Source organism: Paenibacillus sp. M-152 (assembly GCF_003856555.1).
In the GTDB taxonomy this organism is placed as follows: Bacteria; Bacillota; Bacilli; order Paenibacillales; family Paenibacillaceae; genus Paenibacillus; species Paenibacillus polymyxa_C.
In genome coordinates this window covers 5,625,758-5,649,765 of sequence record NZ_CP034141.1, presented here as the reverse complement: position 1 = coordinate 5,649,765, position 24,008 = coordinate 5,625,758, and the positions used below count along the sequence as shown (strand labels likewise).

Genomic DNA, 24,008 nt, shown 5'->3' with positions numbered 1-24,008 from the left:
ATATTTTTTAGAATGAGCGCATGGGCGTTGATCACAAACAGATGGGGGAGTATCCATGTTAAAGAAGATGATGGCGTTATCCGGCAGTTTGCTTTTGACGGTCGGTTTGTTGAGCGGATGTGGAGGTAGCGGCGGCACAGATGCGGCTAAAGAAAGCACTGGCGGCAAAGAAGATTTGAAAACGGTTACAATAAATATGTTTACAGCCTCACCGGAGTATACCGATGCTTTTAACGCGTATATCGAGGAGTATAAGAAGGTCAAACCTAACGTGAAGATCAATCTGGAGATCATGCAGGCAGACTACAACACAATTCTCAAGTCAAAAATAGCTTCAGGTAGTACACCGGATGTGTTCCAGACCACAGCCGGAGGCGACATCGACACCTATGCTGATTATAGCGCCGATCTGACCAATGAACCGCTGGCAGCAGCCATGACGGATGCTGTCCGGGCGAATATGAGTTCCAGTGACGGCAAGGTGCTCGGACTCCCGGTGAAGGGGAACCTGTTTTCGTTGATTTACAACAAAGATTTGCTTACCAAAGCTGGGATAACCTCCCCGCCAAAGACGATTGCAGAGATGCAGGATGCTGTTACCAAGCTGGAGGCGAAGGGCATTACTCCATTTGCGAACGCATATAAAGAGTGGTGGGTATGGAAGCACATCTTCATGCACTATGTAGATGCTGCCGCACAGGATGCAGGCGTGGAGTCGAAGCAGCTCGTTAGTGATTTTATCGCAGGTAAAGCAAAAATCAAGGACTACCCCGTGCTGTACAACAACTTCTTTAGCTTCATTGATTTGACGGTGAAACATGGCACAGATAAGCCGCTGGAACGGGACAGCAATGCGGGAGTAAGTGATTTTGCATCTGGAAAAGCTGCATTTATGACGGGTAAAGGTGCGTGGGATGAGGAAGCGATCAAGAAAATTAACCCTGATCTCAAGATTGGCATCATGGGATATCCGGTGAGTGACAAAGCGGATCAATCGGTCATCATTACCGGTGCAGATCAGGCGCTGCGTATCAATAAGGATTCCGAAGTATCGAAGGAAACAATTGAATTCTTCAACTGGCTGTACACTTCGGAATACGGTAAGAACTGGTTCTCCCAGGTAGCGAAGGTGATTCCTCCAATTAAGGATGCACCGCTTCCTGATCTGGAAATGCCTAAGGAAATGGAAAGCATTTTGAAAACGTCGAAGTCTGGTGATCTGTCTGTCAACTACTCGCTGGATACATTCCACCAAAAGTTTGGCGAGCTGATGCAAGCTTATATTAGCGGCAACATGAACAAGGATCAGGCGGTTGCAGAGATTGAGAAGGCATGGGTTCAATTAGGCTCAGCGCAATAAGACTAGTTTTCACAGAGGCGCCCTTACGGGCGTCTTTTTGTGTTATTGCTAAGAGCCGTCAAAAATGCAGACAAAAAAATATTTAATAATATTTAAATATTTACTTGCAAAAAGTTATTGAGTTGTGGATAATAGATTGTGTGCAATATATACAACTTTACGATATACATAATGACTGCACAGTGCAAATACGAAGGGATACCCCGGTTGGGGGAATCTCTTTGTTTCGTTTGGACCGTGCCGATTATGCTTATAATAGACCGTGTAATTTGGAACGCATTTTTTAGTTATGTGGTAGAGATGAAAAAAAGGAGATGAGCGTTTTGAAGACTTCGTTGTTTACACCGTATACACTCAAAGATTTGGAGTTAAAAAATCGTGTGGTCATGGCCCCAATGTGCCAATACTCGGTGACGGCCAAGGACGGAATTCCGAATGATTGGCATCATGTTCACTACCTGAGCAGAGCTATCGGAGGCACGGGTCTGATTATTATAGAAATGACGGACGTGGAACCGGATGGACGGATTACGGATTATGATTTGGGACTTTGGTCAGACGAGCATGTCCCGGCTTATAAAAAGCTGGTCGACGGTATTCATGCGCACGGGGCCAAGGTGGGCATTCAAATTGCTCATGCAGGCCGTAAAGCTGAGGACGCAGCGGAGCCGGTGGCTCCTTCGGCCATTGCATATCCGGATGCGAATTATAAACAGCCGCGCGCACTGACCACGGAGGAAGTGCGTGGCATGGTGCAAAAATTCGCAGATGCTGCCCGCCGGGCGGTTCAAGCGGGCGTGGATACGATTGAGCTTCACGGTGCACATGGTTACCTGATTCACCAATTCCATTCGCCAGTTACGAACAAGCGGGATGACGAGTATGGTAAGGATTTATCCCGTTTCGGCGTTGAGGTTATCCAGGCTGTACGCAAGGAAATGCCTGCGGGTATGCCGTTAATCTTCCGCATCAGCGCGGTGGAATATGTAGATGGTGGATACGATGTGGATCATGCCATTGAGCTGAGCCGAGCATATCAGGCTGCGGGCGTGGACGTGATCCATGTCAGCTCGGGTGGAGAAGGCCCGGCTGGAGCCAGAAAGCCAGGCAACTATCCGGGCTACCAAGTGCCGTTTGCTCGCCAAATCCGCGAGGCGCTAAACATCCCAGTAATCGCCGTCGGTATACTGGATGACCCAGCCTTGGCGCAGTCTGTAATCGGCAATGAGGATGCCGATCTGGTCGCTGTGGGACGCGGATTGCTGCGAGATCCTTATTGGGCGATTCATGCAGCGGTGGCGCTGCGTGGCGAAAAGCCTTCCGTACCTAAACAATATCAACGTGGCTACTGAGGCCTAAGTAATCCCACGTTGTTTATATATAAACAGGCACCTGCAACGAAGTGTACGCTTCGTCGGGTGCCTGTTTTGTTTTATCGGGATAATGATTGGCAAATGAATAAATGTGATTGTTTTTACATTTTGTGGATAGTACAGTCTGTATAATAATTATATTTGGTGTGTATAGGAGTAGGAGGAAGAAAAAAATGCAGTATGTTATAGAAACAAAAAAGCTTCGCAAACAGTTTGGGATGTCGATAGCTGTAGACGATATTTCCTTACATGTAGAACAGGGCAGTATCTACGGTTTTCTAGGTGAAAATGGAGCTGGAAAGACGACAACCATCCGCATGCTGATGAGGCTGGTTGAGCCTACAAATGGGGAGGTTTTTTTATTTGGCGAGCGGTTGGAGAAAAGCTATCCTTCTATTTTCTCAAAAATAGGTACCATTATCGAAACACCAGGTTTATACGAAAATCTGAGTGCACGAGATAATCTGAGAATCTGCTGTACGTACATGGGGGTGAAGGATGATGGGAGAATTGAACGAACCTTAACTACGGTGGGGTTAGAGCATACGGGGAAGAAGAAGTTTAAGGATTTTTCCCTAGGAATGAAGCAACGATTAGGAATTGCCAGGGCACTTGTTCATGATCCTGAGTTGCTTATATTAGATGAACCGACGAACGGACTAGACCCGTCAGGAATTAAGGAAATTCGTCAGCTATTAAAGAAGTTGTGCGAGGAAGATGGAAAAACGATTCTTATCTCCAGCCACATCTTGAGCGAAATTCAGCAGTTAGCTACACACATCGGGATTATACATAATGGAAAACTGTTAGCGGAAGATCGACTGAGTCAGTTGGAGGAAGGTTTTGAGCAATATACAGATCTAAAGGTAGAGGATGCAAAAGCAGTACAAGCGTTTCTACAAGAGCACATAAAGCAGCTTCAATCTAATGTGATATCCCCACAACAACTAAGAATTCATAGTCAGATTGAGAATACAGCTGCGTTAAATAAGCAGTTAATAGATCATCAGTTTTCAGTCTATGAGATACACACCACAAAGCAGACGCTAGAGGAATATTTTTTGGCTCTCATTTCAGGAGAGGGTGGGCGACGTGATTAGAGCTGAACTTATTAAGCTTAAAGGCTCTAAAGTTTTGTTGTTAAGTTTTATAATATTGTTGGCTGTTGTCCTGTTGGAATTCGCTTTAAGCGCTGTTTTTTATAGATATTCAATTGATAAAAGGGGTTGGACCTACTATTTCGAGGGCATAGTTCTCTTCGTCAATGTCGCAGCTGGATTTATCAGCTATTACATTTTAACTGGTTATATTTTTGCAAGAGAGTATCAGGAAAATACGCATCTGTTTATGTTTACCACGCCTGTCACTAGGGTTAAATTTTATTTTAGTAAATTGACCGTTGTTTATGGATTTATTATTGTATCCTTATTTTTCGTTCTGTTTTTATCCGCCTTATTAGGCATGTGCATTACAGATCGACCTTTAACGATGGCTATCTGGGTATACCAAATCCAAGTATTTGCTAAAATGTGTGTGATGCATGTGATGTTAATCCCGATCGCCTCTTTTTTTGCTATACGTTGGAAGAGCATCATGGTGGTTGTGCTCGTAGTTTGTACTGCTATATTTTTGAATTTTATATACAAAAGTGAATGGTACCCTTGGATTGTGCCCTATCTTTTGTCGCCCAATGAAGGAAGTGCGATCATACACGTCAATACTCTCATAGCGTGGTTGAGTTTATCCTTAACTTTTCTTCTTGGATTGTTTCTATCTATATGGACATATCAAAGAAAAGACTAATGGAGAATTTTTTGAAAGGAGGGTTAATATGCTTGCCCTGTTCAAAGCAGAATGCTTGAAGCTGAAAGGAACCAAAATTCTTTTTCTAAGTGTGTTTATCTTAATTATAACCGTATCTTTAACTTTTAGTACTTTCGCTGTAAGTCCCAAGTTTTCCTTGGAGCGTAACGGGTGGAATGATTACTTTATGGATTTGGTATCCTCCATTAATTTAATAACTGGGTATATGAGTTACTACATTTTGACCTGCTATATCTATGCGAGAGAATATCAAGAGAAGACCCATATTGCCCTGTTCGCAAACCCGGTTCGACGAACTCGGATTTACTTCAGTAAGTTGCTCGTTATTTACATGTATATCGCTGTTAGCCTGTTGTTGGCATTTGTACTATCTGCTCTATTGGGTATGTTAATTACGACCAGATCGCTAACCTTTGAAATCGTTATGTATCAGCTTGGAATCTTCACTAAAATGATTATTATGCATGCTATGCTCATTCCGACCATCACGTTCTTCGCCATTCGCTGGAAAAAATTTGTGCCTGCTATTATGGGAATGTGTACGGTTATGTGTTTAAACTTTGTTTTGGTTAATACACCGGGGAATACCTTTTATCCATGGACCGTACCCGTATTGTTTTCTCCGCATGGCACGCTTGGGAGAACATACACGAATGTCTCTGGAGGGCTCATCAGTATTTGTTTCATTTTTGTGCTGGGACTTTTTTTGGCGTTGAGAAGCTATACCCGTATAGAGACACAGTAGAATGTGTAAGCAGCAAAGAACGATGAGTGTCCATATAAGATTAGCTGGATGAAGCTGTAAAATGTTGTCGCTTAAGGACGGATTTACGTGCTATAATTCCAGTAACAACAGAATGGCTTAGGTGGGCGGTCGGCTAAGTCTCCCGGAAGGGAGGTGATGCCTGTGGAGGTTAAAGATGCTCTGACATTAATGATGATGTTCGGCACGCTACTAGTAGCGTTGATCGGATTAATCGTTACCATTGTTATTGCGCTGAACCAAAACAAAAAGAAATAGACCGCCCTGGAGAGGGGAACACGGTCTATTTCTAATAGCTAGCCCTTTTCAGCCGACCGCTCTTCAAAGCGGCTGTTGCCAAAGAGTAGGGATGTTACCAGCATCCTTGCTCTTTTTTAGTGTATCCTTCTATAAAATATTTTAGCACATCTGAATAACCAATGTAACTGAATGCCGCTGTTTACTTGGTGAAAATTTTAACTTCCTTTGGAGCAAGAGTCACAGTGATCGAACCGTTGTTAATCTGAACGGAGTCGTTGCTTAGCTGGTTGGTCAGGCGGGTTCCGTTGGACAGATTATCGAAGTTGCCAATCGTGCGGGTTTGACTATTCCAGGAGTTGTTGATAAATACAATGGCCTCGTCGCCATTTTTAGAGCGCTGAAAACTGTAAAAGGAGTCGTCCACCCATTTTTCCTTTTGGCTGCCGTTTTGCAGAGCAGGGTGGTTGTTGCGCACAGAGTTCAGCTTAGCGATGTACTGATACAGGTCATGGTTGGCGTTGAAATTCATATTCTCCCGATTGGCGGGATCATCTCCACCACTATAGCCTTGCTCTGTGCCTTGGTAGATAATTGGAATTCCGCGTGACGTCAGAGTAAAGCCCAAAGCAGTTTTGAGCTGTGGCCATTTGTCATAGTTAGCACCCGGCTTGCCGGAGGCGTCATTCAGGAAACGTTTTACATCATGATTGTCGATAAATACACCGTTGGTCTGGGCATCGCGATAGTAACGATCATCGGAGTAGCGCTCCTTGATTTTTCTCATGGATTGATCGTGTCCGAATACGTCCTTGATTGTATAATACATCGGAAAATCTAATGCGGCATCGAGATATCGGGTATAATCCCCCACATAAGCAGGGTCGCCATGGAAAATTTCACCCATGGTGAAGGTATTGGCGGCTTGGTCAAAATCCTTTAGAAAACCCTTCGGTACATGCTTGGCGGTATCCAACCGCAGTCCGTCAATGCCTGTCTCATTAAGCAGCCATTTGATCCAGTTTTTAAGCTCATTTGCGGTAGCGGGGTTTTCATGATTTAGGTCATCCAGTCCAGCCACATCACCGTTTTCAATTTTCCATTGGTTGTTGGAGTTGTAGTCCCCCCCTGTAATGTCACCATTGTGATGGTACCAATCTGCTTTGTCAAAAGGAGCCTTGGCGAACCCGTTCCCCGGCTGAAAATCACCTGTGTGATTCACTACTACGTCTAGCATCACAGCAATATTTTTGTCATGTGCCTTGCGAACCAGCTCTTGGAACTTGTCCATTGTTCCGAGATGCCCGTCAACCGCATAAAAATCATACGTATGATAGCCGTGGTAAGCGTATTCACTCTTTTGCATCGTTACCGGGGTAATCCAGATTGCGGTAAACCCCATATTTTTAATGTAATCGAGTTTATCAATAATACCTTGAAAATCGCCACCGTGCCACTTGCGTTGATCGCTGTTGTTGGAATTGAAGCCACCGTAGTTATCGTTGGATGTATCTCCGTTGCTGAAACGGTCTGTCATGATAAAATAAATGCTCTGTTTGCTCCAGTCTGTGCCAAGGGGAGTTGGCTTGGAGAGGGTACCCGGATCTATAGAGGTGAAGGCGCTCGAAAGCGCCTCCGTTTGAGCAGTTACTTCAACTCCGTTAACATTGGGTGTGTAGGTAGAAGTGCTTACGTTTAAGGATACACCCGAAAGTTTTTCGGTTTGGATAGGTCCTGCCACTTCGTTGAGGTCGGTTGCGTAGGTGGAAGTCACTACGCTGACGGCACTTCCTGAAGGTGCCCCCGTTCGGATAGATCCTGCAGCTCCGTTCAAGCCGGGTGTGTAGGTAGAAGTTCCAGTGCTGAAAAGGTAGTTTTTAGTATTGTTGCTGTCCCAGTTGTTATTGCCGTCATTAAAAGCAGCTTCCAATTGGGAGGCAGAACCGATATCGACGGTAATTTTAGCATAGCCGCTAATTTCGGCATCCTGCATTTTCACACCAGGTGCAGCAGTCCAGCTACCACCAGCCGGACGGTAGTGAATGTAAGGTGAGTTGAAGCCTTTTTTGTAGTATACCGTTACTTTGTTAGTTGTACCGCCGCCATCCCCGGGATTCGCACCCGATGGAGCGCCTGGAGTGATCGTTCCTGCATTGCCACTATTACCGGGCGTGTACGTAGAAGTGCCCGTGCTGAAGGAGTAGTTTTTGGTGTTGTTGCTGTCCCAGTTGTTATTGCCGTCGTTAAAAGCGGCTTCCAATTGGGAGGCAGAACCGATATCGACGGTAATTTTAGCATAGCCGCTAATTTCGGCATCCTGCATTTTCACACCAGGTGCAGCAGTCCAGCTACCACCAGCCGGACGGTAGTGAATGTAAGGCGAGTTGAAGCCTTTTTTATAGTATATCGTTACTTTGTTGCCTGTACCGCCATTATTGTCAGGCTTGGCTTTGCTGATGATATATTGTTTGAATCCACTCAACTCACCGGTTGGTGAGCCATCATTGTTGACGAGATTGTTGATGCGTAATAACGTAAACCCGTGATAACCGAACTTCGTGATTTTCTCCTCGATTTTTTGGAAGCCGCTACCGCCTGTCGGAAGTGCATTTTCACCATTCAGGCGAACACCCTTGGCATTCGCGATGGAGGAGACGGTATCAACCAGGGTGGACGGCAGCGAATAATTCGGTGCTGTGCCACTGTCACTCATCTCTAGGCAAGTAAATGTCAAGTCTAGATCGGCATCCTTGAATTTCTGAATGAGACGGTTGTAATCATAATATCCACCCGCTTGTTCTGTGCCGTGCGGCATGGCAGGATTGTTCATTTGCCAGTGCAGACCGGAAATTTTGGCCCCGATCCGGACACCAAACACAGAATCGAAGTTTTTGTGGGCAGCTGCTCCGATGACACCTAGATGCTTCTCAAGCACACTTTGGTACCACGACAGAAAATCCTTTCCATACACGGAGTTATACCCGCCGTTCGTGTAAAATCCATCCCCATCAGTCGGTGGATTGATTTGGCTAAGGCTGGTAAGCTTGGTGCCCCAAGCAGCATTAATCTTGTCCAATGATCCGTACTTGTCATTCATAGCTGTGCGGAATGCATTTTTGGCTGTTTCAGTATAAGCTTGGAACTTGCCTCGTCCCGGGTAGCTCCATCCTGCTGCTGGATAGTAGGACGGATAGCGCAATTCCCCGGAAGGACCGCCGCTCAAATAAATTTTGGGAATGATACTTTTATACCCGGCAAAGTTTTCAGCGAATGAGGCATACAGCTCGTCATATTGTTTACCGATTCCGCTCCACAATGGGGAAAGGGCTTCACTATTGGCATAGCCGCTTTCGTCCTTGAACTGCATTTCATCTGCACTGCCCTTGCTCGACAGCCAGCTTGGCAGTGGGATGTTGCAGTCATCTCCTACATTTCCTCCACACTTATGCGTTGAGATGATAGGAACCCACTTCAGTCCCGCTTCTTTCACGGCATTTGCATAGGTTTTGTAGTAACTCCAATCGAACTGGTTATCTCCTGCGCTCTCCACATAGCCCCACCAGACGTCGGTAGTGATGGCATATACGCCATTGTTTTTCAACGTTTGTAGCTGCTTTTTAAAGGAACCCCAGTCATTGATTTTCGCCAGCGGTCCCATAACGGAAGCTTGAAAATCATCTGCAACCGCAGCGCTCGCCGTATTAGAGGGTGAGCCAATGAAGGCGGTCAGAGACAGCACAAGGCTTAATAGAAGCATACACCCTTTTTTCCATAGACTTCGATACAAGGTCAAACCGATCATCCTCCCCAAAGCATAGTCTAATTCGACAACATTTTGTAAACGTCTACAAAAATAGTATAAAGCAAGCGGTTGCATAAAAAAGAAGAATTTATTGCACACTCAGGGTGGACAAATATGACATTTTGCGTTAGCAACCGTGTGCATAAATTAGACCATGCGAAAAAAGACACAGGTCTGATTAAGACGTGTGTCTTTTATGGTATTCCCGTGAAAGGGGAGGCAAAACCCAGTGTGTATGCAAGCAACGCATGAGGCTATCTGCTTAATAGATAGGGCGATTTTTTTCGTCGGGAATACCACTTTTGCGATAAAAATACGTATTGATCCGATCCCGCCATTCCTTGGCGTGCTCAGCCTGATGCTGCAGCCGCGTCAGCACCTGTTCATAGATCAATTCATTTAGATGCTCCCGCAGACTAATCCATGTTGCTTGGAGATGGGCCGCACGTTCGGCACCTTCAAAATGAGTATCATAAATATGCTGTATGACCGTTTGGCCGGAGTGGAGCACGTGCGTATAAGGAACATGGTGAAAGAATAAGAGCAGCTCATCCGGACAGGTGTCTGTAGATTCGTAGATTTCGGCAACAGGAGGAAAATATTGTCCTGCATAGCCCGTTCCAGTTGCAGTCGTCCGATCTACCCCGATCCCCCAGCAATCGGCAAAATGGTAGGTGCCCCACATCGAATATTCATATCCATCAACATCCGGCCCATAGTGGTGATTGGGACTGACCATCCAGCCGACCCCCAGAGGGGCGGTATAGGACTCATAGATATTCCAAGAATCGAGCAGCATTTGCTTAATAGTAGGAATCAACTCAGGATCGCCGTAGTCCTTGCCTTGATTGCTAAATGTTAGCCGAACCCATTCATCCGCGATTTCATCTGTGGATAGATCCGGGTCCCATGCCAACCGGCCGTAGCCGTAAAGATTGGACTGGGCGAGCAAATGTCCGGTCCAATTGGTGTCTGCACCAATATTGGAAACAGCGGCTATTCCAAAGTTCGTGCCCTTGGGAACATGATTCGTTGGCTCCTCCTGGAAACTGCCGCTGCCTGCATGGACAGTAGCCTTCCTGTGATGAGAACCAGATTCGCTGTTGCTATGCAAAGCGCCACTCACGATACGTTTGATGGTGGAGCCTTTCCCCTGTACATAGGTGTCAAAATTGAGCACTTCCTTCCATTGCGGAACCAGGTAACATAGATGCCTTTGTTGTCCGGTATACTCCTGTGCAATTTGGAATTCCAGCAGTACCTGAGTGGCTTCCAGCGCGCCGAACAGAGGGGAGACAGGCTCTCGCACCTGAAAATCCATAGGGCCATTTTTAATCTGTAAAATGACATTATCCCGGAACAGTCCATCCAGCGGTTTAAAATGGTCAAAGGCCGCGCGAGCCCGATCCGTCTTGCGGTCACGCCAGTCCTGTTTGCAGTCGTAGACAAAGCAACGCCAAATCACACGTCCGCCATAGGGCCGTAGTGCATCCGCCAGCATATTGGCTCCATCGGCGTGGTGGCGTCCATAGCTGAAGGGTCCGGGCCGATTTTCAGAATCGGCCTTGACCACAAAACCACCCAGATCGGGAACGGCTGCGTAAACCTCCTGTGCTTTGGTCTTCCACCATTCAGCGACATCGGGGTCTAGAGGATCGGCTGTAGTTAATCCGCCGAGCTGAATCGGGCTGGCATAGTTAATGCTCAAGTAGATTTGGATACCATAGGCGCGAAAGATGGCAGCTACTTTGGCTACATCAGGTAAAAAACGATCTGTTATCAGCTCGGTTTCTACCTGATGGACATTTACATTGTTAATGGATAACGCCTGAATGCCTACAGAAGCAAGTAGACGGGCATAGTCTCGAAGGCGCCCCATATTTGTAGTAAAGGCATTGTTGTTGTAGAAAATAGATGCGCCGGCATATCCACGTTCAACACTACCATCCATGTTATCCCAGTGATTGATCATGCGTATCGGATTAGCTGGATTGGACAATAGGTCTAAACTGGGAGCATGCAATGATTCCTTGGCAGTGGGCTTCAGCTTCCCGTCTAGTCCTCCTTGCAAGTAGCGCAGCAAGTGAAAGACTCCATATAATACCCCTTTGGAGGTCTGACCCGCAATTATAACGCACTGTCCTTTGATATCATCGTGATCTTGACCAGTTGAATCAGCCAGTTTCTTAGCCTCTACCCCGCGAATTCGATAGCCTTCTGCGCTCACTTCTGCCTGTTCCTCTGCACTAAATCGTTCTGCAATACATGAATGATCTTGGAACGTACCCAGCGCAACGAATGGTACATGGACAGGAATGGTACTCATCTTTGGCTGCTGTCCAAACATAGAGGCCAATCCTTGCTGAAGCTCACTCGCAGCTGTCTGAAGCACTTCATCATCTGTGTCATGAACCACGATGACCCTGCACCAAGCAGGCATTTTTTGTATAAGACGATCGCGGTGGTAGTGTAGCCAAGCGTCATAGCCGCTCCCTTTAGGCATATCCATACGCTTGCTCATATTATTTGAACCTCCTTTGGGCGAGTGAGGGTTCGTTTGTCTTAGACATGCTGCTTCTCATCTTGACTCATATGCTGAGGGAGGGTAAACCGATTCCCTTTGCCTTCATACAGCCACAAAATAGCGGTAACCCCGCGTGGGTAATATTTGCTGCCGTGGGCAATGCCGGAGAGCATTTGGTCGCTCCAGCACCAATAGGATTCTTCAGGATGGAGGAGCCATGAAACATGGGCTGCGTCAGCCGCCTGCCCAGTTTCCTGCCAAGGCAGTTCCAGCAGCTCACGGGCAATAAACTGAGACAGATAGATTTTGCTCAACCAGGAGTTGTTACTGGTCGAGGATAGCTTCCAGCCTCCGTCTTCAAATAGACAAACTCCTGGTACCAGTACGGTTTGCAAATGGCGTCGAAGTGCTTGGATATATCCACCGAACCGCCCATCAGGCTCAAGCGCATCCTCGCATCCTGTAAAATAGGGGAAGATTAGCCCTTCAATGGCAGGAATAATCTGTGAGTCGTTGCCTTCCTTAATGACTGCAGGGATATAGCCCTTGTCTGTCATGTGAGCGGTGATCGATGCTGCGCATTTGTCTGCCTGTGAGCCAGCTTCCTGTGAAAGGGAGTTAAGCCCCTTTGAGGCAAATATCTTTTCCAGCGCAACATATACCGCCCAGCATTTGCTGCCTAAATAAATGTTATTGCGGGACTGACCCAAGGATACATCTAGACTATCGTAAGTCGTAATTTCTGCGCCCCCCTGGGTTCTTGAGCTATCCAGGCCCATTAAGCCGTTTCGTTGTGCCGGATCTGGATGATCCCGCCGCAGCATGCTTTCGAAGCAGTCGCACAAGACAGGCAGCATACGTGTCGTAAATAACTGATCCTGTGTCTGCTCGATATATACCGTGGCGCAGCAAAGCCAGTTCACCAGTTCTTCGTGGCTCATGTAAGAGAAGCAGTCGTCAATCCCTGCCAGTTCATAACAGGAGTACCCCTGCCGGGAGAACACATTGGCCACGCCCATATCATGCGTAAACGTGATCCCCCCCGGATAGGATTGTTCCTCTCCCGGGAAGCGAACCTCATCCCGATAGCTGTACCTTTGGACAAACCATTCTAGTTCGTTGCGTACCGTCCATGGATTCAAAATCAATTCATAATAAAGCTGATCCGCCGTCAGATCGAGTGTATTCATCATCCGGTACTCGCCTTCGTTCACAATCCAGATCGGTTCGCCATCCTCTTGCTGACTGAGCAATTGGGTGCTGCCGTAATAGCTGTGAATCGCCTGAGCGAGCATAAATTCCTGATCCGGACTCAAGTTCGCCGATTCGATCCAGTCATTCCCCTGAATACAAGCTGCAGTCAGGTCGGTAAAATGCTTCAACGCATAGCTTCCCACGTCTTCAATATCCTTGAACAGCCGGGTATAGTAATACGATGCTTCGATGCCTGTTGTCACAATGCCGCCGCGATAAAAGCATATGGCGAAGGAATACGTGCGCTTCTCTCCTGCGGGAACGTCCATCAGGAGCGCACCCGTTGTGCCCAGGCCAAAGGATAAGTTATCGGCCATGGTCTCCCCGAGCAGCTTCTCCATTGCAAATCCGCTGGCAGGTATGGCTTCACTGCTGTTGGTCACAATAGCTGTACTTCGTCCTTGACCGATGCCTGTGAGTCTTCCCTCCAATTGAGGAGAATCCATAATGTCCCTGCGTGGATCTTCCCCTATAATACGTATGCCGCTATACGGATCACTGCCCTGATAGCCGAAAAAGGCTCTCCGTGCAGCAGCACCCTCTGTATTATCGATCGTCAGCTCGGCAAATACAGCCGGAACTAACGCTGCCCGCAGCTCATCTATGCCGGCAATTCCCGGCTCGGGCACCGGGCGAACGGGAGAGTACAGCCGGAACGTCAAATCGCCTGCCTGCCATGTATCTGTTCCTGCTTTTAACTCACGGGTGATGTCCTGATCGGCAAAGGCAACGAGCAGAGGCTCCGTTTTTTTATCCTTTTTCTCCACATCGTAGCGGGTACTTTCGTCCTGTGTGGATGCGAAAAAGGGAAGCGCCTCATAGGATCCGCCATCCCTGGATTGCAGTCCGATGTATACATTTTCATCGGCAGGCTTGCCCAGCTCCAGGCCGAGTCCGCCGCGATTACCCTTAAACCCAAGTGTAAAGCTGGAGAATGAACCGATAGGTGCATGCTGCGTGTTATAAAATATATTTTTCGACATATATTGAAACCCCTTTCATGATAAAATGTAACGTTGACTAACTTCAATTAGAGCCTAGCATGACATGTGCCGAGGAACCATTGTCAAATCGCTCCACTATTTATCCAAATCGCGCTGAAAACGATATACTGGAGGATATCGATGTAAATGAGCCAGGAGGGAGAATATGTCGTCACCACGTTTACCGAAGAGTCCCCATGATCCAGACCTTACGGTCGCCGGAGAGGAATTCTTTTTTCCCGATGTGCGAACTACGGTCAATCTATTTGCCATTCATACACGAAGTGTCGGAAGAGACTGGAGTTATTCACCACATGAACATCCGCAATATGAAATTAACATCGTGCTTGCGGGAGAACAGATCATGGTTGTGGATGGTCGCAGCTATATTCAGCGACAGGGTGATCTGATGCTTTTGCGCCCGGGAATTGTGCACTCCAGCTGTAGTAACGGGGAGGGATTTACGTATTTTTGCATGCATTTCGACATTGATGATAAATTGTTTCTTTCGCTACTGAGCCGTTTGGAGCAAGTGCTTTTTCCTGCGGATGGTACGGTGGCAAGGCAGATGGAGCCAGCGCTGGGCAAGCTGCTTGATCTTTCTGCCCTGGATGACATGGGGATAAATGGTGACTCGGTGGCAAAACGTATGCGGATTCAATCTGCTGTATTTGAACTGTTCGCAACGTTGTGGGAGGCTGTATCCAGTGAAGCTGCTCATCTGCCGGGACGTGGATATGTGCAGGCAGAGCTTGCTCATCAGATTGCTAGTCGTCTTCAGGGCAGAGTCAATCTGTCTTATAGACAGGCCGGCTCGTTGGAAAAACAGGATGGGATCGAGGGGATTTCATCCGAGCTGGGTATTAGCGTGTCCCATTGTAATCGCGTATTCCGTAGTGTTTTTGGCGTATCTCCGCGTGTGTATCTATCCGAGCTTGTCTTGCATGAGGCCAAGCTGCTGCTGGCTGATCCGCAATGGTCGGTGCAGCAAATAGCCGATCTGCTAGGCTATGGGGATATTGCACATTTTAGTAGGCAATTCAAACGCTGGTCTGGCCAGTCGCCGACATCCTACCGTAAGAGCGTAGCCCCTGAAAGCTCATCCGAATAAAAATATATATGATTATAAAATAGTTGTGATATGGCGAGTGAGGTATAATGAGGAAATCGCAATACTGTGTTGTACCTGATGACTAACAAGTTCACCACCGGAAGCGTGCTGTTCCCAGGTGGCGGTTATACGCTGATCTAATTGCTGGAAGCTGACGTGTGCATATCCACCAGTCCAATACACACTTACAATGTGTTGGACTGGTTTTCTTTTTACAGGAGATGTAGCGGGATGCAAAAAAATCATCGTATTTATCGGAGTAATACTCCAGCAAAGGTCGCATTTCGTTTTACAATTTGTGTTGAAAAAACTTATAGGAGGAAACAGCATGTTGGGAATCGATATAAAAAAGGAGAGTAATAATTTAGTTATTACTTGGCAGTTATCTAGGATAGAAGTATCTCTTGAGGATATTGAAGATGTTTCGTTCGATAATACTTATGCTGGACAAGAGAAAGATGCAATAAGAATAGGTACTCCTTATGCAACAACGGACAGAATTGTAATTAAAACCAATTCAAAGACATATATTTTGTTTACTACAAATGGTCAAAATATTCTTAAAAAAATACAGTCCTATCTTTAATTAGATCCATAAAGATACAGCATGATGTACACGGAGAATGATATTGCATTACTTCATGGACATATATGATCTGTATTGTACCCCATTGCTCAAAATAAGGAATGAGGTATGTACCGTGTTTGTACAGCTTATTTATTTTTAGCGAGTTTCAATTTTCTAATCAAACGATCGATAACATACCCTATGAGATACCAGAAACCTATTGTAGTGAAGTAAACAAGGGATATGGGGATATGTGCTTTGCGCACAAATTGAAAAAATTCATACATCCAAACCAACGGGCTAATCATAGCCAAAAGTATATTATAGTCGTCATATCCCGTAAGATTTACAGCAATAACTATACATGAGACTAGGACCAACCAAAAGCGAAAGGACTTCATTGCCTATACCTCCATTCCATTTTCAAAAAAGAAGCCGCGAGACGATTAATAGCATTCTGATCGCAGCGGCTTCTTGGGATTCTTCTGCTCTACACTTTTCTCACAGGGCGCAACACCGCGTAGCCGTATCCCTCAGGAAAATGCCGTTGATAATCCTGCTTTGTTTCCTCATCCCATTCATACCCCAGGCTGCTAGGATCAAAGTTCCAAGCTTTCTCCTCCACCGTTCTCATAACGTCTCCGTTGTTTTTTAAATAATTGAAGGGTGGGTGGAAAAAAACCAGGTAATCTGATTCGGGGATGTCCCGGCACTTCATTCCTGCGGGAATCTCTCCGGCGTAGTCAGCAGCAACCGGTATTCCATAGAGGTAGCCCTTCTGACCATTCTGATAGAACCAGCCTGCCGTTTGGCCCAATTGTCCGGGAAGCTTGAGGTGAGACATGCTTTCCAGGGTTCCGCAAATTTCATCACAATTATGACCATTTCTCCAGAAATCGCCGTAATTTCGAGAAGAAATATCCCAGAGACCAATAAATTTGTGTGCTGGTATATGCTCAATTTTGACTTCGGCTTCTTGCAAATGCTCTTTAACCATCTTATCCCGCTCCTTCAAATGGTAATGATAAGGAGAGAACACCTCAACGCGAATGGCTAGTGGAATAGGTCTCGGCTCCTTCTGGTATACAGCCGGAGTTACCTCAAATGCTTTTACAAATGCTCGTGTAAAAGCTTCCTGTGAAGAAAACCCATACTTTATGGCAACATCGAGGATGCGGACATTGCTATCCCGGAGTTCAAGAGCTGCCCGGCTAATCCTGCGCATCCACACATAATCCCTTAATGTCATTCCTGTCAGAGAATGAAATTGCTTTGTACAGTAATAAGGGGAATAGCCCAACTGGTCGGACATTCTCAACAACGATGGCGCTGAGGTCAGATTATTATCAATCCAATCAATCATAAGCTGGACCATTTCGTTCCATTCGTACACGAGGGTTCCCTCCTTTCGACTCCATCTTAACAGCCGGAATGCAGGAATATTTGATTTGAGTTGCATCCTATTAGTCTGTTACATGGTGCTCAATTCAAGGGCTGCGTTATTTGTTTTGTTCGCAATAAGTAAGATGACATGAGAAAAGAATCTGACTATTCCATTCTTTCATTTGTAATAAAATATGTATGATGATGTATATTGTATGACGTATGTTCGGATGATGAAAGTAGCCTTTTGATGAAATTAACTTTCACACAAAAAGCCTACCTACCGGAACACCGGCAGATAGGCTTCTATAACATAAACATTCACTTACTTCGCATTCTATGCAGTCGGTGCCTTTACATTGCAAATGCATCGACAATGCATCCTGATCTATCGTTAGTTATTTTTACGCTGACGGGCGCGGGCCTCGCCGCCTTTGCGGCCTGCTTCTTCTCTGCTCATTTTCCCGTCGCTATCACTTTGGTCTGAATTGCCACGGGCTTCACCGCCCTTGCGACCGATTTCCTGATAGAACTCCTTGCCATGGTTTTTGGAAGTGGCTTCGCCGCCTTTTTCACCAATCTCCTGATAGAAGTCCTTGCCATGACTTTTGGAAGTGGCCTCGCCACCTTTTTCGCCGATCTCTTGGTAAAATTCTTTGTCGTGATTTTTAGCAGTAGCTTCTCCACCTAAACGTCCTGCCTCTTCGCGACTCATTTTGCCATTTTGGTTGTTGTTAGCCATGTTCAATCACTCCTCATCGAATTTTAGTAAAGCGTCTACGTGTATCTATTAACCCTCGTGTCAGGAATTAAACATGTCTATTTAATTTTGATAAATGGAAAATGGTTGGTAAATAACTGGGTATACCCGTCTCTATCAGACTTCCCAGGACTCTGTACGCAGTTGTTGCTGGCGGGTAAATAATGTCGGGTAAATGAACAGGCTGAGCAGCACGCTGGTCAAAATGGCAGAGGTCATGGTAGTGAATACGATGAGCAATTGCAAACGCACGGCGACAATTGGATTGGCGCCTGCAATGATTTGTCCGGTCATCATGCCGGGAAGCTGGACAAGCCCAAGTGTTTTCTGCCCCTCAATGGTTGGAATCATACTGGAACGTATACAATTCTTCAGTATAGGGAAGATGGCTTGTCTCGGTGTTCCTCCCAACGCAAGAATAAGCATGATTTCAGGCTTGCGCAGCAGGACTTCCGACTTGAGCCGCGATACCAGCAGACTGGACAAAATCATGGAGTTGCCAATGATCATGCCGCTAATCGGAATCATGTACCGGGCTGTCGCCGGAATGATATGCAGGCCAATTAGAAATGCCTGTGTAACGATTTCCACACACAGCAACGTCAGAAATGACTTCCACATAAGCTGGGGAATAAAACGTCCTTTGCGCGCAACATTTTGAGAAGCTACAGTGATCATGAGCAGAATGAATAACACAATAAATCCGTAGCTTTGCATCCCAAAAATCAAATGCAATACATATCCAATCACCAGTAGCTGAACGGATGCTCTGATCGTGGCAATAATAATATCTCGGTCCAGACCGAGTTTGAAGGACTTGGACATGACGATGGCGATAAATACAAAACCAAGAGAGAGAATCAAGGCAACAATCGTCATACCCATTCTCCTGCTACAAACTTGCGGGTTTCACTATGTTGTGGAGCGTTAAAAAACGTTTCCGTATCCGCTTGTTCTACCAGTCTTCCGTCGATCATCAGCCATGTTTCGTGGCCTACCCTGCGGGCTTGTTCCATATGGTGCGTAATCCAGATCATCGTTGTTCCCTCTTCTTTGTTCATTTGAAGCAGCAGTTCCTCGACCTCTTTGACTGAGGCGGGGTCCAGTGCAGAAGTAATCTCATCCAGTAGTAAAATATCCGGACGGTTCGCGAGCGTCCGCGCCAGGGCCAAGCGCTGTCTTTGTCCGCCGGACAGCTCCTGCGCCTTTTGCTCCAGCAGGTCACGGGTAAGTCCTACGCGCTCTAACAGGCCAACCGGATCTTCCAGTACCTTGCCATGCAGCCGCTCTACAGTCTGGAGATTGTAGAGGACCGTCCCCTGTAGCATGGGGGCATCTTGAAAAACCAATGCTACCTTCCGTCTTAGTTCAGGGATTTCCCACTCGGTTATAGGCTTGCCGAGGACGTTGATTTCTCCTTCATCCGATGCTAGCAAAAGATTGCATAGTGAAAGCAGTGTGCTTTTACCAGATCCTGACGGACCGACCAGTGTCGTGATTTTTCCGCGCGGGACCTTTGCCGTAACTCCGTTCAGGACAGCACGTTGTTGTCCCGACCCGGTGAAATATTTAGTGACACGATTAAACTCAATAGCTGGAAGTGGATTGGGTTCCATAGATATAGCTAGCTCCTTTGCAGGGAATCGGAAAAGATATCAAATCTGCTTATAATCTCTTTGTATTATAGCAGTAATATCCTAACGGCTCTTCTTCTAAAAAAGAGTTAGTGTATGGAGCTGTTGCAAACGGTACTTTCTTTGTATAAACTAACGGGATTAGTTAAGATGAAATAAGAATTTAGTCTGTATATGTATACGAAATTAACCTTACATAGGAATTTAACGAAAGGGGACCGGATGATGTCACCTAGAAATGGAGTAAAGCTACAAGATATCCTGGAGGCTGCCGAGGATGTTGCCAATGAACGAGGGATGGGAGAGGTCACGCTCACTACATTGGCGCAAAAGCTACATATTCGCCCTCCATCTTTGTACAACCATGTGGACGGATTGAACGGATTGCGTCAAGCGCTGGCATTACATAGCCTCGAAAAGCTAGAGGAAGCATTGATGAGCGCAGCCGTAGGCAGAGCAGGCGAAGAGGCGCTGATTGCTATGGGGAGAGCGTATATGCAGTATGCGCGCGAGCGGCCTGGTTTGTATGAATCGATGCTGTATGCAACCGACCGAAATGATACCGAGCTGAGACATGCAGCGGATCGCGTAGCGGAACTTGTCATTACTGTGCTGTCCAGTGGCTATGGTTTCAACGAAGCGGATTGCATTCATGCAGCGAGGGGATTCCGTAGTCTTCTTCATGGTTTTGCCTCACTTGAACAAAAGGGTGGCTTTGGTTTACCTGTGGATGTGGATCAGAGTATTGAAGTGATGATGGACACCTTTTGCGCAGGTCTTCGCGTGTTACAGCAAAAGCGAGAGGGAGAGCATTCAGATAAAAACTGAGTTCAATCTGATATAGCCCATATGATTGCGTCCTGGACTCAAAGGGTAAAATATATTCAGTATACTGTAAGCGAGAGACCGTGAATACAGGAGGGGATATGAGTGAACGTACTGGTGATTGGTGCCAATGGAAAAGTAGGCAGACATCTCGTTCGCCTACTAGGGCAACATGAGTCGCATCGCGTAAAGGCACTGATCCGCAAACCGGATCAGGCCGAAGCGCTTGAACGTTTGGGTGCAGAAACGGTAGTAGCTGACCTTGAAGGGACGGTAGGTGAAATTGCCGCAGCTATACAAGGCAGCGACGCTGTCGTGTTTACGGCAGGCTCCGGTGGCAACACAGGAGCGGATAAAACGCTGCTCATCGACCTTGATGGAGCAGTCAAGGCGATGGAAGCAGCTGAACAAGCGGGTATCCGGCGCTTCATTATGGTCAGTGCTCTATATGCGGAGAACCGAGAGCAATGGCCCGAATCGATTAAGCCATATTATGTGGCAAAGCATTATGCAGATCGCTTGCTGGAAGCGAGCAATCTGGATTACACGATTCTTCGTCCCGGCGGGTTGACAGATGATGCGGGTACTGGCAAGGTTGCTACCGGTGAAGATCTCACCAGCCATACTATCTCACGTGAAGATGTAGCGGCAACAGTGGTAGCAGCACTAGAGGAAAAGCAGACGTATCATCGAGCGATTGATTTGGTGTCCGGCAGTACGCCTATTGCTGAGGCCATCCGGTAGAGCTGATGAATTGAAAGACATATGCATAAATATGGATAAAAGCAGACCCGAAGGCAGGATTTCGGGTCTGCTTTTTGCTTTTTGTATAACGTTCGACAGGTATTTACGAAAAAATTTGCTTAAAACTAATTATATTATTTATAATACTAATACAATTAGTTTATGATCAAGACAAGGAGATGAGATAAAATGCGTATCGTTCAGGTGCAGCATGTGTATCAATTAACGTTTATGCCCCGGCTGTTCCCAGTGAACTGTTATTTGGTGGAGGAGAAAGAGGGGCTTACCCTGATCGATGCCGGATTGCCATACAGTGCTCAGCGTATTGAACAGGCTGCGGCGCGGATTGGGCAGCCGATTATACGAATTGTACTTACCCATGCGCATGGAGATCATGTGGGTGCGTTGGATAAGCTGAAGGCAAAGTATCCTGAGGCGCAAGTATTCATTTCAAGGCGGGATGCTCGGCTACTGAAGGGTGATGTATCGTTGGAGGCAGGCGAACCAGACACTCCTATTCGGGGCAGCGTGCCGAAGAATATCCTTACCCAGCCTGACGTTTTACTGGAGGATGGAGATAACGTGGGTTCGCTGCTGGCGATCAGCGCATCGGGACATACGCCGGGCTCGATGGGATTTTTGGATACCCGTACCCATGCATTGATTGCAGGCGATGCCTTCCAGACTCGGGGTGGTGTTGCGGTAGCGGGAAGGCTCAAGCCACTGTTTCCTTTTCCAGCACTAGCTACATGGAACAAGGAAATTTCGCTGCAAAGCGCCAAAAAACTGGCATCTTACAATCCGTCTCTATTAGCAGCCGGTCATGGCAACATGCTGAAGCATCCACAATCTCAGCTAGAAAGGGCGATTATGGAGATGGAGCAGTAATGTTCAGTGCGATGATTCTGTATTCAGCCAACATTCAGCCAGAACTCACAAAGTCCTAAGCTAAGGCAGATACAATATGAGGAAAATAGAAACAGAGAGAGGTGCATCGGATTTGAACGTTTGGAGAGCGAACGGTCTGAAATATATACTTCTATTAAGTCTCATATTGTGTGCTGCCGTTAGTATCGTTTCGTTATGGAGTTATTCAGGTAGTTCCGCGTCTCAGTCTGCGGCTGTTAGGCAGGGACCATCCGGCGGGTTCGGAGGGGGAGCAGGCGGAGGCATGGGAGGGCCGGGGCAACGTCCCTCTGACGGTCAGACCGCAGGGAACCTGGGAACAGGAAGTGTAGGACAAGATCAGCAGAATTCTCCCCCAACATCTACGGATGCGGCGAGCAGCTCTGACAGCAAGAATCAGGGGACGACGGGCCAGACGACCAACTCCTCTAGTGAGAATTCGTCGACATCGGGTGACAAAGGTACAACGGCCGGGAATGATACGTCTGCCTCGGGCGGCAGTGGTGTTGCTAGAGACGGGCAGCACAGAGGCCCCGGTGGCATGTCTGGTAACGGATCTGGAATGGGTATGGGCGGTCCTGGCGGTGGTATGGGTGGGGGAAGAAATGGAAATTCTTCATCTGCTTATGCTACTCCGATGGCGTTTTTCGCTGCTTTGTTCTTCGGTGCGTTCGTGTTTATTGCGTATCGTTTTCGGGCTCAAGAATGGAAGCTCGGGGAACGTAACCGGGGACTGATGCTGTGGACTGTGCTGGGTGTGGGATTCTTTTTAAGAATGGCGATCGCCCCATGGATCTCGGGCCACATGGATTTAATGCTATTCCGAAACTGGGCTACGACAGCAGCGGATAGCTTGTCAGGCTTTTACACGAATGGTTCCAGTGATTATCCCCCGTTCTATATTTATATTTTATATGTGATCGGTAAAATCGGCTCTACGGATGCTTTCAGTCCTTATATGTCCGTATTGCTGCGGCTTCCGAATATTTTAGCTGATATCGTGACAGCGTACATGCTGTACCGGTTGGCAAGCAAACGGGTCGGCTATGGAGTGAGCCTCGGATTGGCTATATTCTATGTGTTTAACCCAGCTGTATTTATTAATTCAACCTTCTGGGGGCAGGTAGATTCATTTTTTACCATGCTGATTGTGGGCATGATTGTGCTGCTGGTGGAAAACCGGATCGGCTGGTCCGCTGTACTGTTTACGATAGCGGTATTGATGAAGCCACAGGGGATTATTTATGGGCCGGTTCTGTTCTTCGAGCTGCTGAGACAGCGCAAAATACAGCCTTGGCTGTTGTCCGTTGGTGGTGCCGTTGTGACAACCATTCTGGTCATATTGCCATTTTCATGGGGGCAGGAGCCGCTATGGCTGCTTGATTTATACAAGGGGACAGTTGGCGAATATCCATATGCTTCGGTGAACGCGTATAACTTCTTCGCACTAATTGGTGGCAATTATACGCAGGACACTACAACGCTGTTCCTGTTCAGTTACCATACATGGGGGATGATCTGCATTGTGCTGGTGACTCTGTTTACATGGTGGATGTATATCCGTAGTCGGAAACCACAATTTGCAGCAGCAGCTGCACTGGTACTCATTGCAGGTGTATTTACCTTCGCTTCCAGCATGCATGAACGGTATCTGTTCCCTGCGGCGGCGTTAGCTGTACTGGCGTACCTGTATTTGAAAGATCGCAGATTTTTGTGGCTTGCGGGTGGATTCAGTCTTACGATTTTCCTGAACACCTTTGATATTTTCTATAGCTCCAATTCTCAGGATCATTACGGTATTATTTTGTGTGTGACATCATTGCTCAATGTTTTGTTGTTTGGGTATTTGGTCAAAGTAGTGTGGGATTGCTCCAGGCCGGCTACAATTCAGGCTGCGCTTCCCAAGGCCACCAATATAGCTCCTTTATCCGCAGAATGAGTGATGGGCGGTCACCAC

At 46.8% G+C, this 24,008-nt stretch carries 19 protein-coding genes; 12 read left to right on the top strand and 7 right to left on the bottom strand.

The genetic code is table 11. From position 1 onward, the window contains the following. Positions 1–55: 55 nt before the first annotated feature. The 6 genes from EGM68_RS24795 (at position 56) to EGM68_RS26310 (ending at position 5,578) form a co-directional block, all read left to right on the top strand. Positions 56–1,360 carry an extracellular solute-binding protein gene (locus EGM68_RS24795; RefSeq protein ID WP_040102576.1) on the top strand — a complete coding sequence of 435 codons (1,305 nt, stop codon included), beginning with the start codon at positions 56–58 and terminating at the stop codon, positions 1,358–1,360. Positions 1,361–1,683: 323 nt separating this feature from the next. Continuing rightward, on the top strand, positions 1,684–2,712 hold the full coding sequence (locus tag EGM68_RS24790; protein ID WP_206099039.1) for an NADH:flavin oxidoreductase/NADH oxidase: 1,029 nt from the start codon (positions 1,684–1,686) through the stop codon (positions 2,710–2,712). 194 nt (positions 2,713–2,906) lie between these two features. Further along, positions 2,907–3,833, top strand: a complete 927-nt coding sequence (locus EGM68_RS24785) for an ABC transporter ATP-binding protein (protein ID WP_016324887.1) — start codon at positions 2,907–2,909, stop codon at positions 3,831–3,833. Continuing rightward, positions 3,826–4,536 (top strand): ABC transporter permease, encoded by a 711-nt coding sequence (locus EGM68_RS24780; RefSeq protein WP_129550218.1) that lies wholly within the window; start codon positions 3,826–3,828, stop codon positions 4,534–4,536. Before EGM68_RS24785 ends, EGM68_RS24780 begins: the two co-directional genes overlap by 8 nt. Positions 4,537–4,564: 28 nt before the next feature. Continuing rightward, entirely contained in the window at positions 4,565–5,302 is a 738-nt protein-coding gene (locus tag EGM68_RS24775; protein ID WP_129550217.1) for an ABC transporter permease, read from the top strand. Positions 5,303–5,464: 162 nt separating this feature from the next. Continuing rightward, a complete protein-coding gene (locus EGM68_RS26310; RefSeq protein ID WP_010347020.1) occupies positions 5,465–5,578 on the top strand; it encodes a putative holin-like toxin in 114 nt (37 codons plus the stop codon). A 181-nt stretch (positions 5,579–5,759) separates the two neighbouring features. Here EGM68_RS26310 and EGM68_RS24770 read toward each other — a convergent pair whose 3' ends face one another. The 3 genes from EGM68_RS24770 to EGM68_RS24760 form a co-directional block, all read right to left on the bottom strand. Further along, complete coding sequence (locus tag EGM68_RS24770) at positions 5,760–9,350, bottom strand: family 14 glycosylhydrolase (protein ID WP_129550216.1); 3,591 nt, start codon at positions 9,348–9,350, stop codon at positions 5,760–5,762. Positions 9,351–9,621: 271 nt separating this feature from the next. Beyond that, a complete protein-coding gene (locus EGM68_RS24765; protein WP_129550215.1) occupies positions 9,622–11,880 on the bottom strand; it encodes an alpha-glucuronidase family glycosyl hydrolase in 2,259 nt (752 codons plus the stop codon). Positions 11,881–11,921: 41 nt separating this feature from the next. Then, positions 11,922–14,120, bottom strand: coding sequence for a glycoside hydrolase family 52 protein (locus EGM68_RS24760; protein ID WP_129550214.1), 2,199 nt, complete (start codon positions 14,118–14,120; stop codon positions 11,922–11,924). Between the two features lie 166 nt (positions 14,121–14,286). Between EGM68_RS24760 and EGM68_RS24755 the strand changes: the two genes are divergently transcribed. Both EGM68_RS24755 and EGM68_RS24745 read left to right on the top strand, forming a co-directional pair. Then, entirely contained in the window at positions 14,287–15,231 is a 945-nt protein-coding gene (locus EGM68_RS24755; protein ID WP_129550213.1) for a helix-turn-helix domain-containing protein, read from the top strand. A gap of 328 nt (positions 15,232–15,559) precedes the next feature. After that, positions 15,560–15,817, top strand: a complete 258-nt coding sequence (locus EGM68_RS24745) for a SunI/YnzG family protein (protein ID WP_025676639.1) — start codon at positions 15,560–15,562, stop codon at positions 15,815–15,817. Positions 15,818–16,289: 472 nt separating this feature from the next. Here the strand turns inward: EGM68_RS24745 and EGM68_RS24735 are convergent, their stop codons facing one another. From EGM68_RS24735 to EGM68_RS24720, 4 genes are all read right to left on the bottom strand, one after another. Further along, on the bottom strand, positions 16,290–17,192 hold the full coding sequence (locus EGM68_RS24735) for an AraC family transcriptional regulator (RefSeq protein ID WP_058830337.1): 903 nt from the start codon (positions 17,190–17,192) through the stop codon (positions 16,290–16,292). Positions 17,193–17,576: 384 nt separating this feature from the next. Continuing rightward, a complete protein-coding gene (locus EGM68_RS24730) occupies positions 17,577–17,924 on the bottom strand; it encodes a KGG domain-containing protein (RefSeq protein WP_013373683.1) in 348 nt (115 codons plus the stop codon). A 135-nt stretch (positions 17,925–18,059) separates the two neighbouring features. Next, a complete protein-coding gene (locus tag EGM68_RS24725) occupies positions 18,060–18,821 on the bottom strand; it encodes an ABC transporter permease (protein ID WP_129550211.1) in 762 nt (253 codons plus the stop codon). Continuing rightward, positions 18,818–19,558 (bottom strand): ABC transporter ATP-binding protein, encoded by a 741-nt coding sequence (locus EGM68_RS24720; RefSeq protein WP_129550210.1) that lies wholly within the window; start codon positions 19,556–19,558, stop codon positions 18,818–18,820. Before EGM68_RS24720 ends, EGM68_RS24725 begins: the two co-directional genes overlap by 4 nt. A gap of 243 nt (positions 19,559–19,801) precedes the next feature. On the opposite strand from EGM68_RS24720, the gene EGM68_RS24715 reads away from it, so the two are divergent. From EGM68_RS24715 to EGM68_RS24700, 4 genes are all read left to right on the top strand, one after another. Beyond that, a complete protein-coding gene (locus EGM68_RS24715; RefSeq protein ID WP_025676649.1) occupies positions 19,802–20,404 on the top strand; it encodes a TetR/AcrR family transcriptional regulator in 603 nt (200 codons plus the stop codon). A 102-nt stretch (positions 20,405–20,506) separates the two neighbouring features. Continuing rightward, entirely contained in the window at positions 20,507–21,145 is a 639-nt protein-coding gene (locus tag EGM68_RS24710) for an SDR family oxidoreductase (protein ID WP_013373679.1), read from the top strand. Between the two features lie 189 nt (positions 21,146–21,334). Next, positions 21,335–22,033 (top strand): MBL fold metallo-hydrolase, encoded by a 699-nt coding sequence (locus tag EGM68_RS24705; RefSeq protein ID WP_129550209.1) that lies wholly within the window; start codon positions 21,335–21,337, stop codon positions 22,031–22,033. A gap of 283 nt (positions 22,034–22,316) precedes the next feature. Next, on the top strand, positions 22,317–23,990 hold the full coding sequence (locus EGM68_RS24700; RefSeq protein WP_129550368.1) for a glycosyltransferase 87 family protein: 1,674 nt from the start codon (positions 22,317–22,319) through the stop codon (positions 23,988–23,990). Positions 23,991–24,008 lie beyond the last annotated feature (18 nt).

What these genes read in the sequence shown, in the direction of transcription:
- EGM68_RS24720 (WP_129550210.1), bottom strand. Translation starts at nt 19,558, where the DNA reads ATGGAACCCAATCCACTTCCAGCTATTGAGTTTAATCGTGTCACTAAA.
- EGM68_RS24785 (WP_016324887.1), top strand. Translation starts at nt 2,907, where the DNA reads ATGCAGTATGTTATAGAAACAAAAAAGCTTCGCAAACAGTTTGGGATG.
- EGM68_RS24765 (WP_129550215.1), bottom strand. Translation starts at nt 11,880, where the DNA reads ATGAGCAAGCGTATGGATATGCCTAAAGGGAGCGGCTATGACGCTTGG.
- EGM68_RS24700 (WP_129550368.1), top strand. Translation starts at nt 22,317, where the DNA reads ATGGGAGGGCCGGGGCAACGTCCCTCTGACGGTCAGACCGCAGGGAAC.
- EGM68_RS24705 (WP_129550209.1), top strand. Translation starts at nt 21,335, where the DNA reads ATGCGTATCGTTCAGGTGCAGCATGTGTATCAATTAACGTTTATGCCC.
- EGM68_RS24725 (WP_129550211.1), bottom strand. Translation starts at nt 18,821, where the DNA reads ATGACGATTGTTGCCTTGATTCTCTCTCTTGGTTTTGTATTTATCGCC.
- EGM68_RS24745 (WP_025676639.1), top strand. Translation starts at nt 15,560, where the DNA reads ATGTTGGGAATCGATATAAAAAAGGAGAGTAATAATTTAGTTATTACT.
- EGM68_RS24715 (WP_025676649.1), top strand. Translation starts at nt 19,802, where the DNA reads ATGTCACCTAGAAATGGAGTAAAGCTACAAGATATCCTGGAGGCTGCC.
- EGM68_RS24755 (WP_129550213.1), top strand. Translation starts at nt 14,287, where the DNA reads ATGTCGTCACCACGTTTACCGAAGAGTCCCCATGATCCAGACCTTACG.
- EGM68_RS24775 (WP_129550217.1), top strand. Translation starts at nt 4,565, where the DNA reads ATGCTTGCCCTGTTCAAAGCAGAATGCTTGAAGCTGAAAGGAACCAAA.
- EGM68_RS24730 (WP_013373683.1), bottom strand. Translation starts at nt 17,924, where the DNA reads ATGGCTAACAACAACCAAAATGGCAAAATGAGTCGCGAAGAGGCAGGA.
- EGM68_RS24795 (WP_040102576.1), top strand. Translation starts at nt 56, where the DNA reads ATGTTAAAGAAGATGATGGCGTTATCCGGCAGTTTGCTTTTGACGGTC.
- EGM68_RS24760 (WP_129550214.1), bottom strand. Translation starts at nt 14,120, where the DNA reads ATGTCGAAAAATATATTTTATAACACGCAGCATGCACCTATCGGTTCA.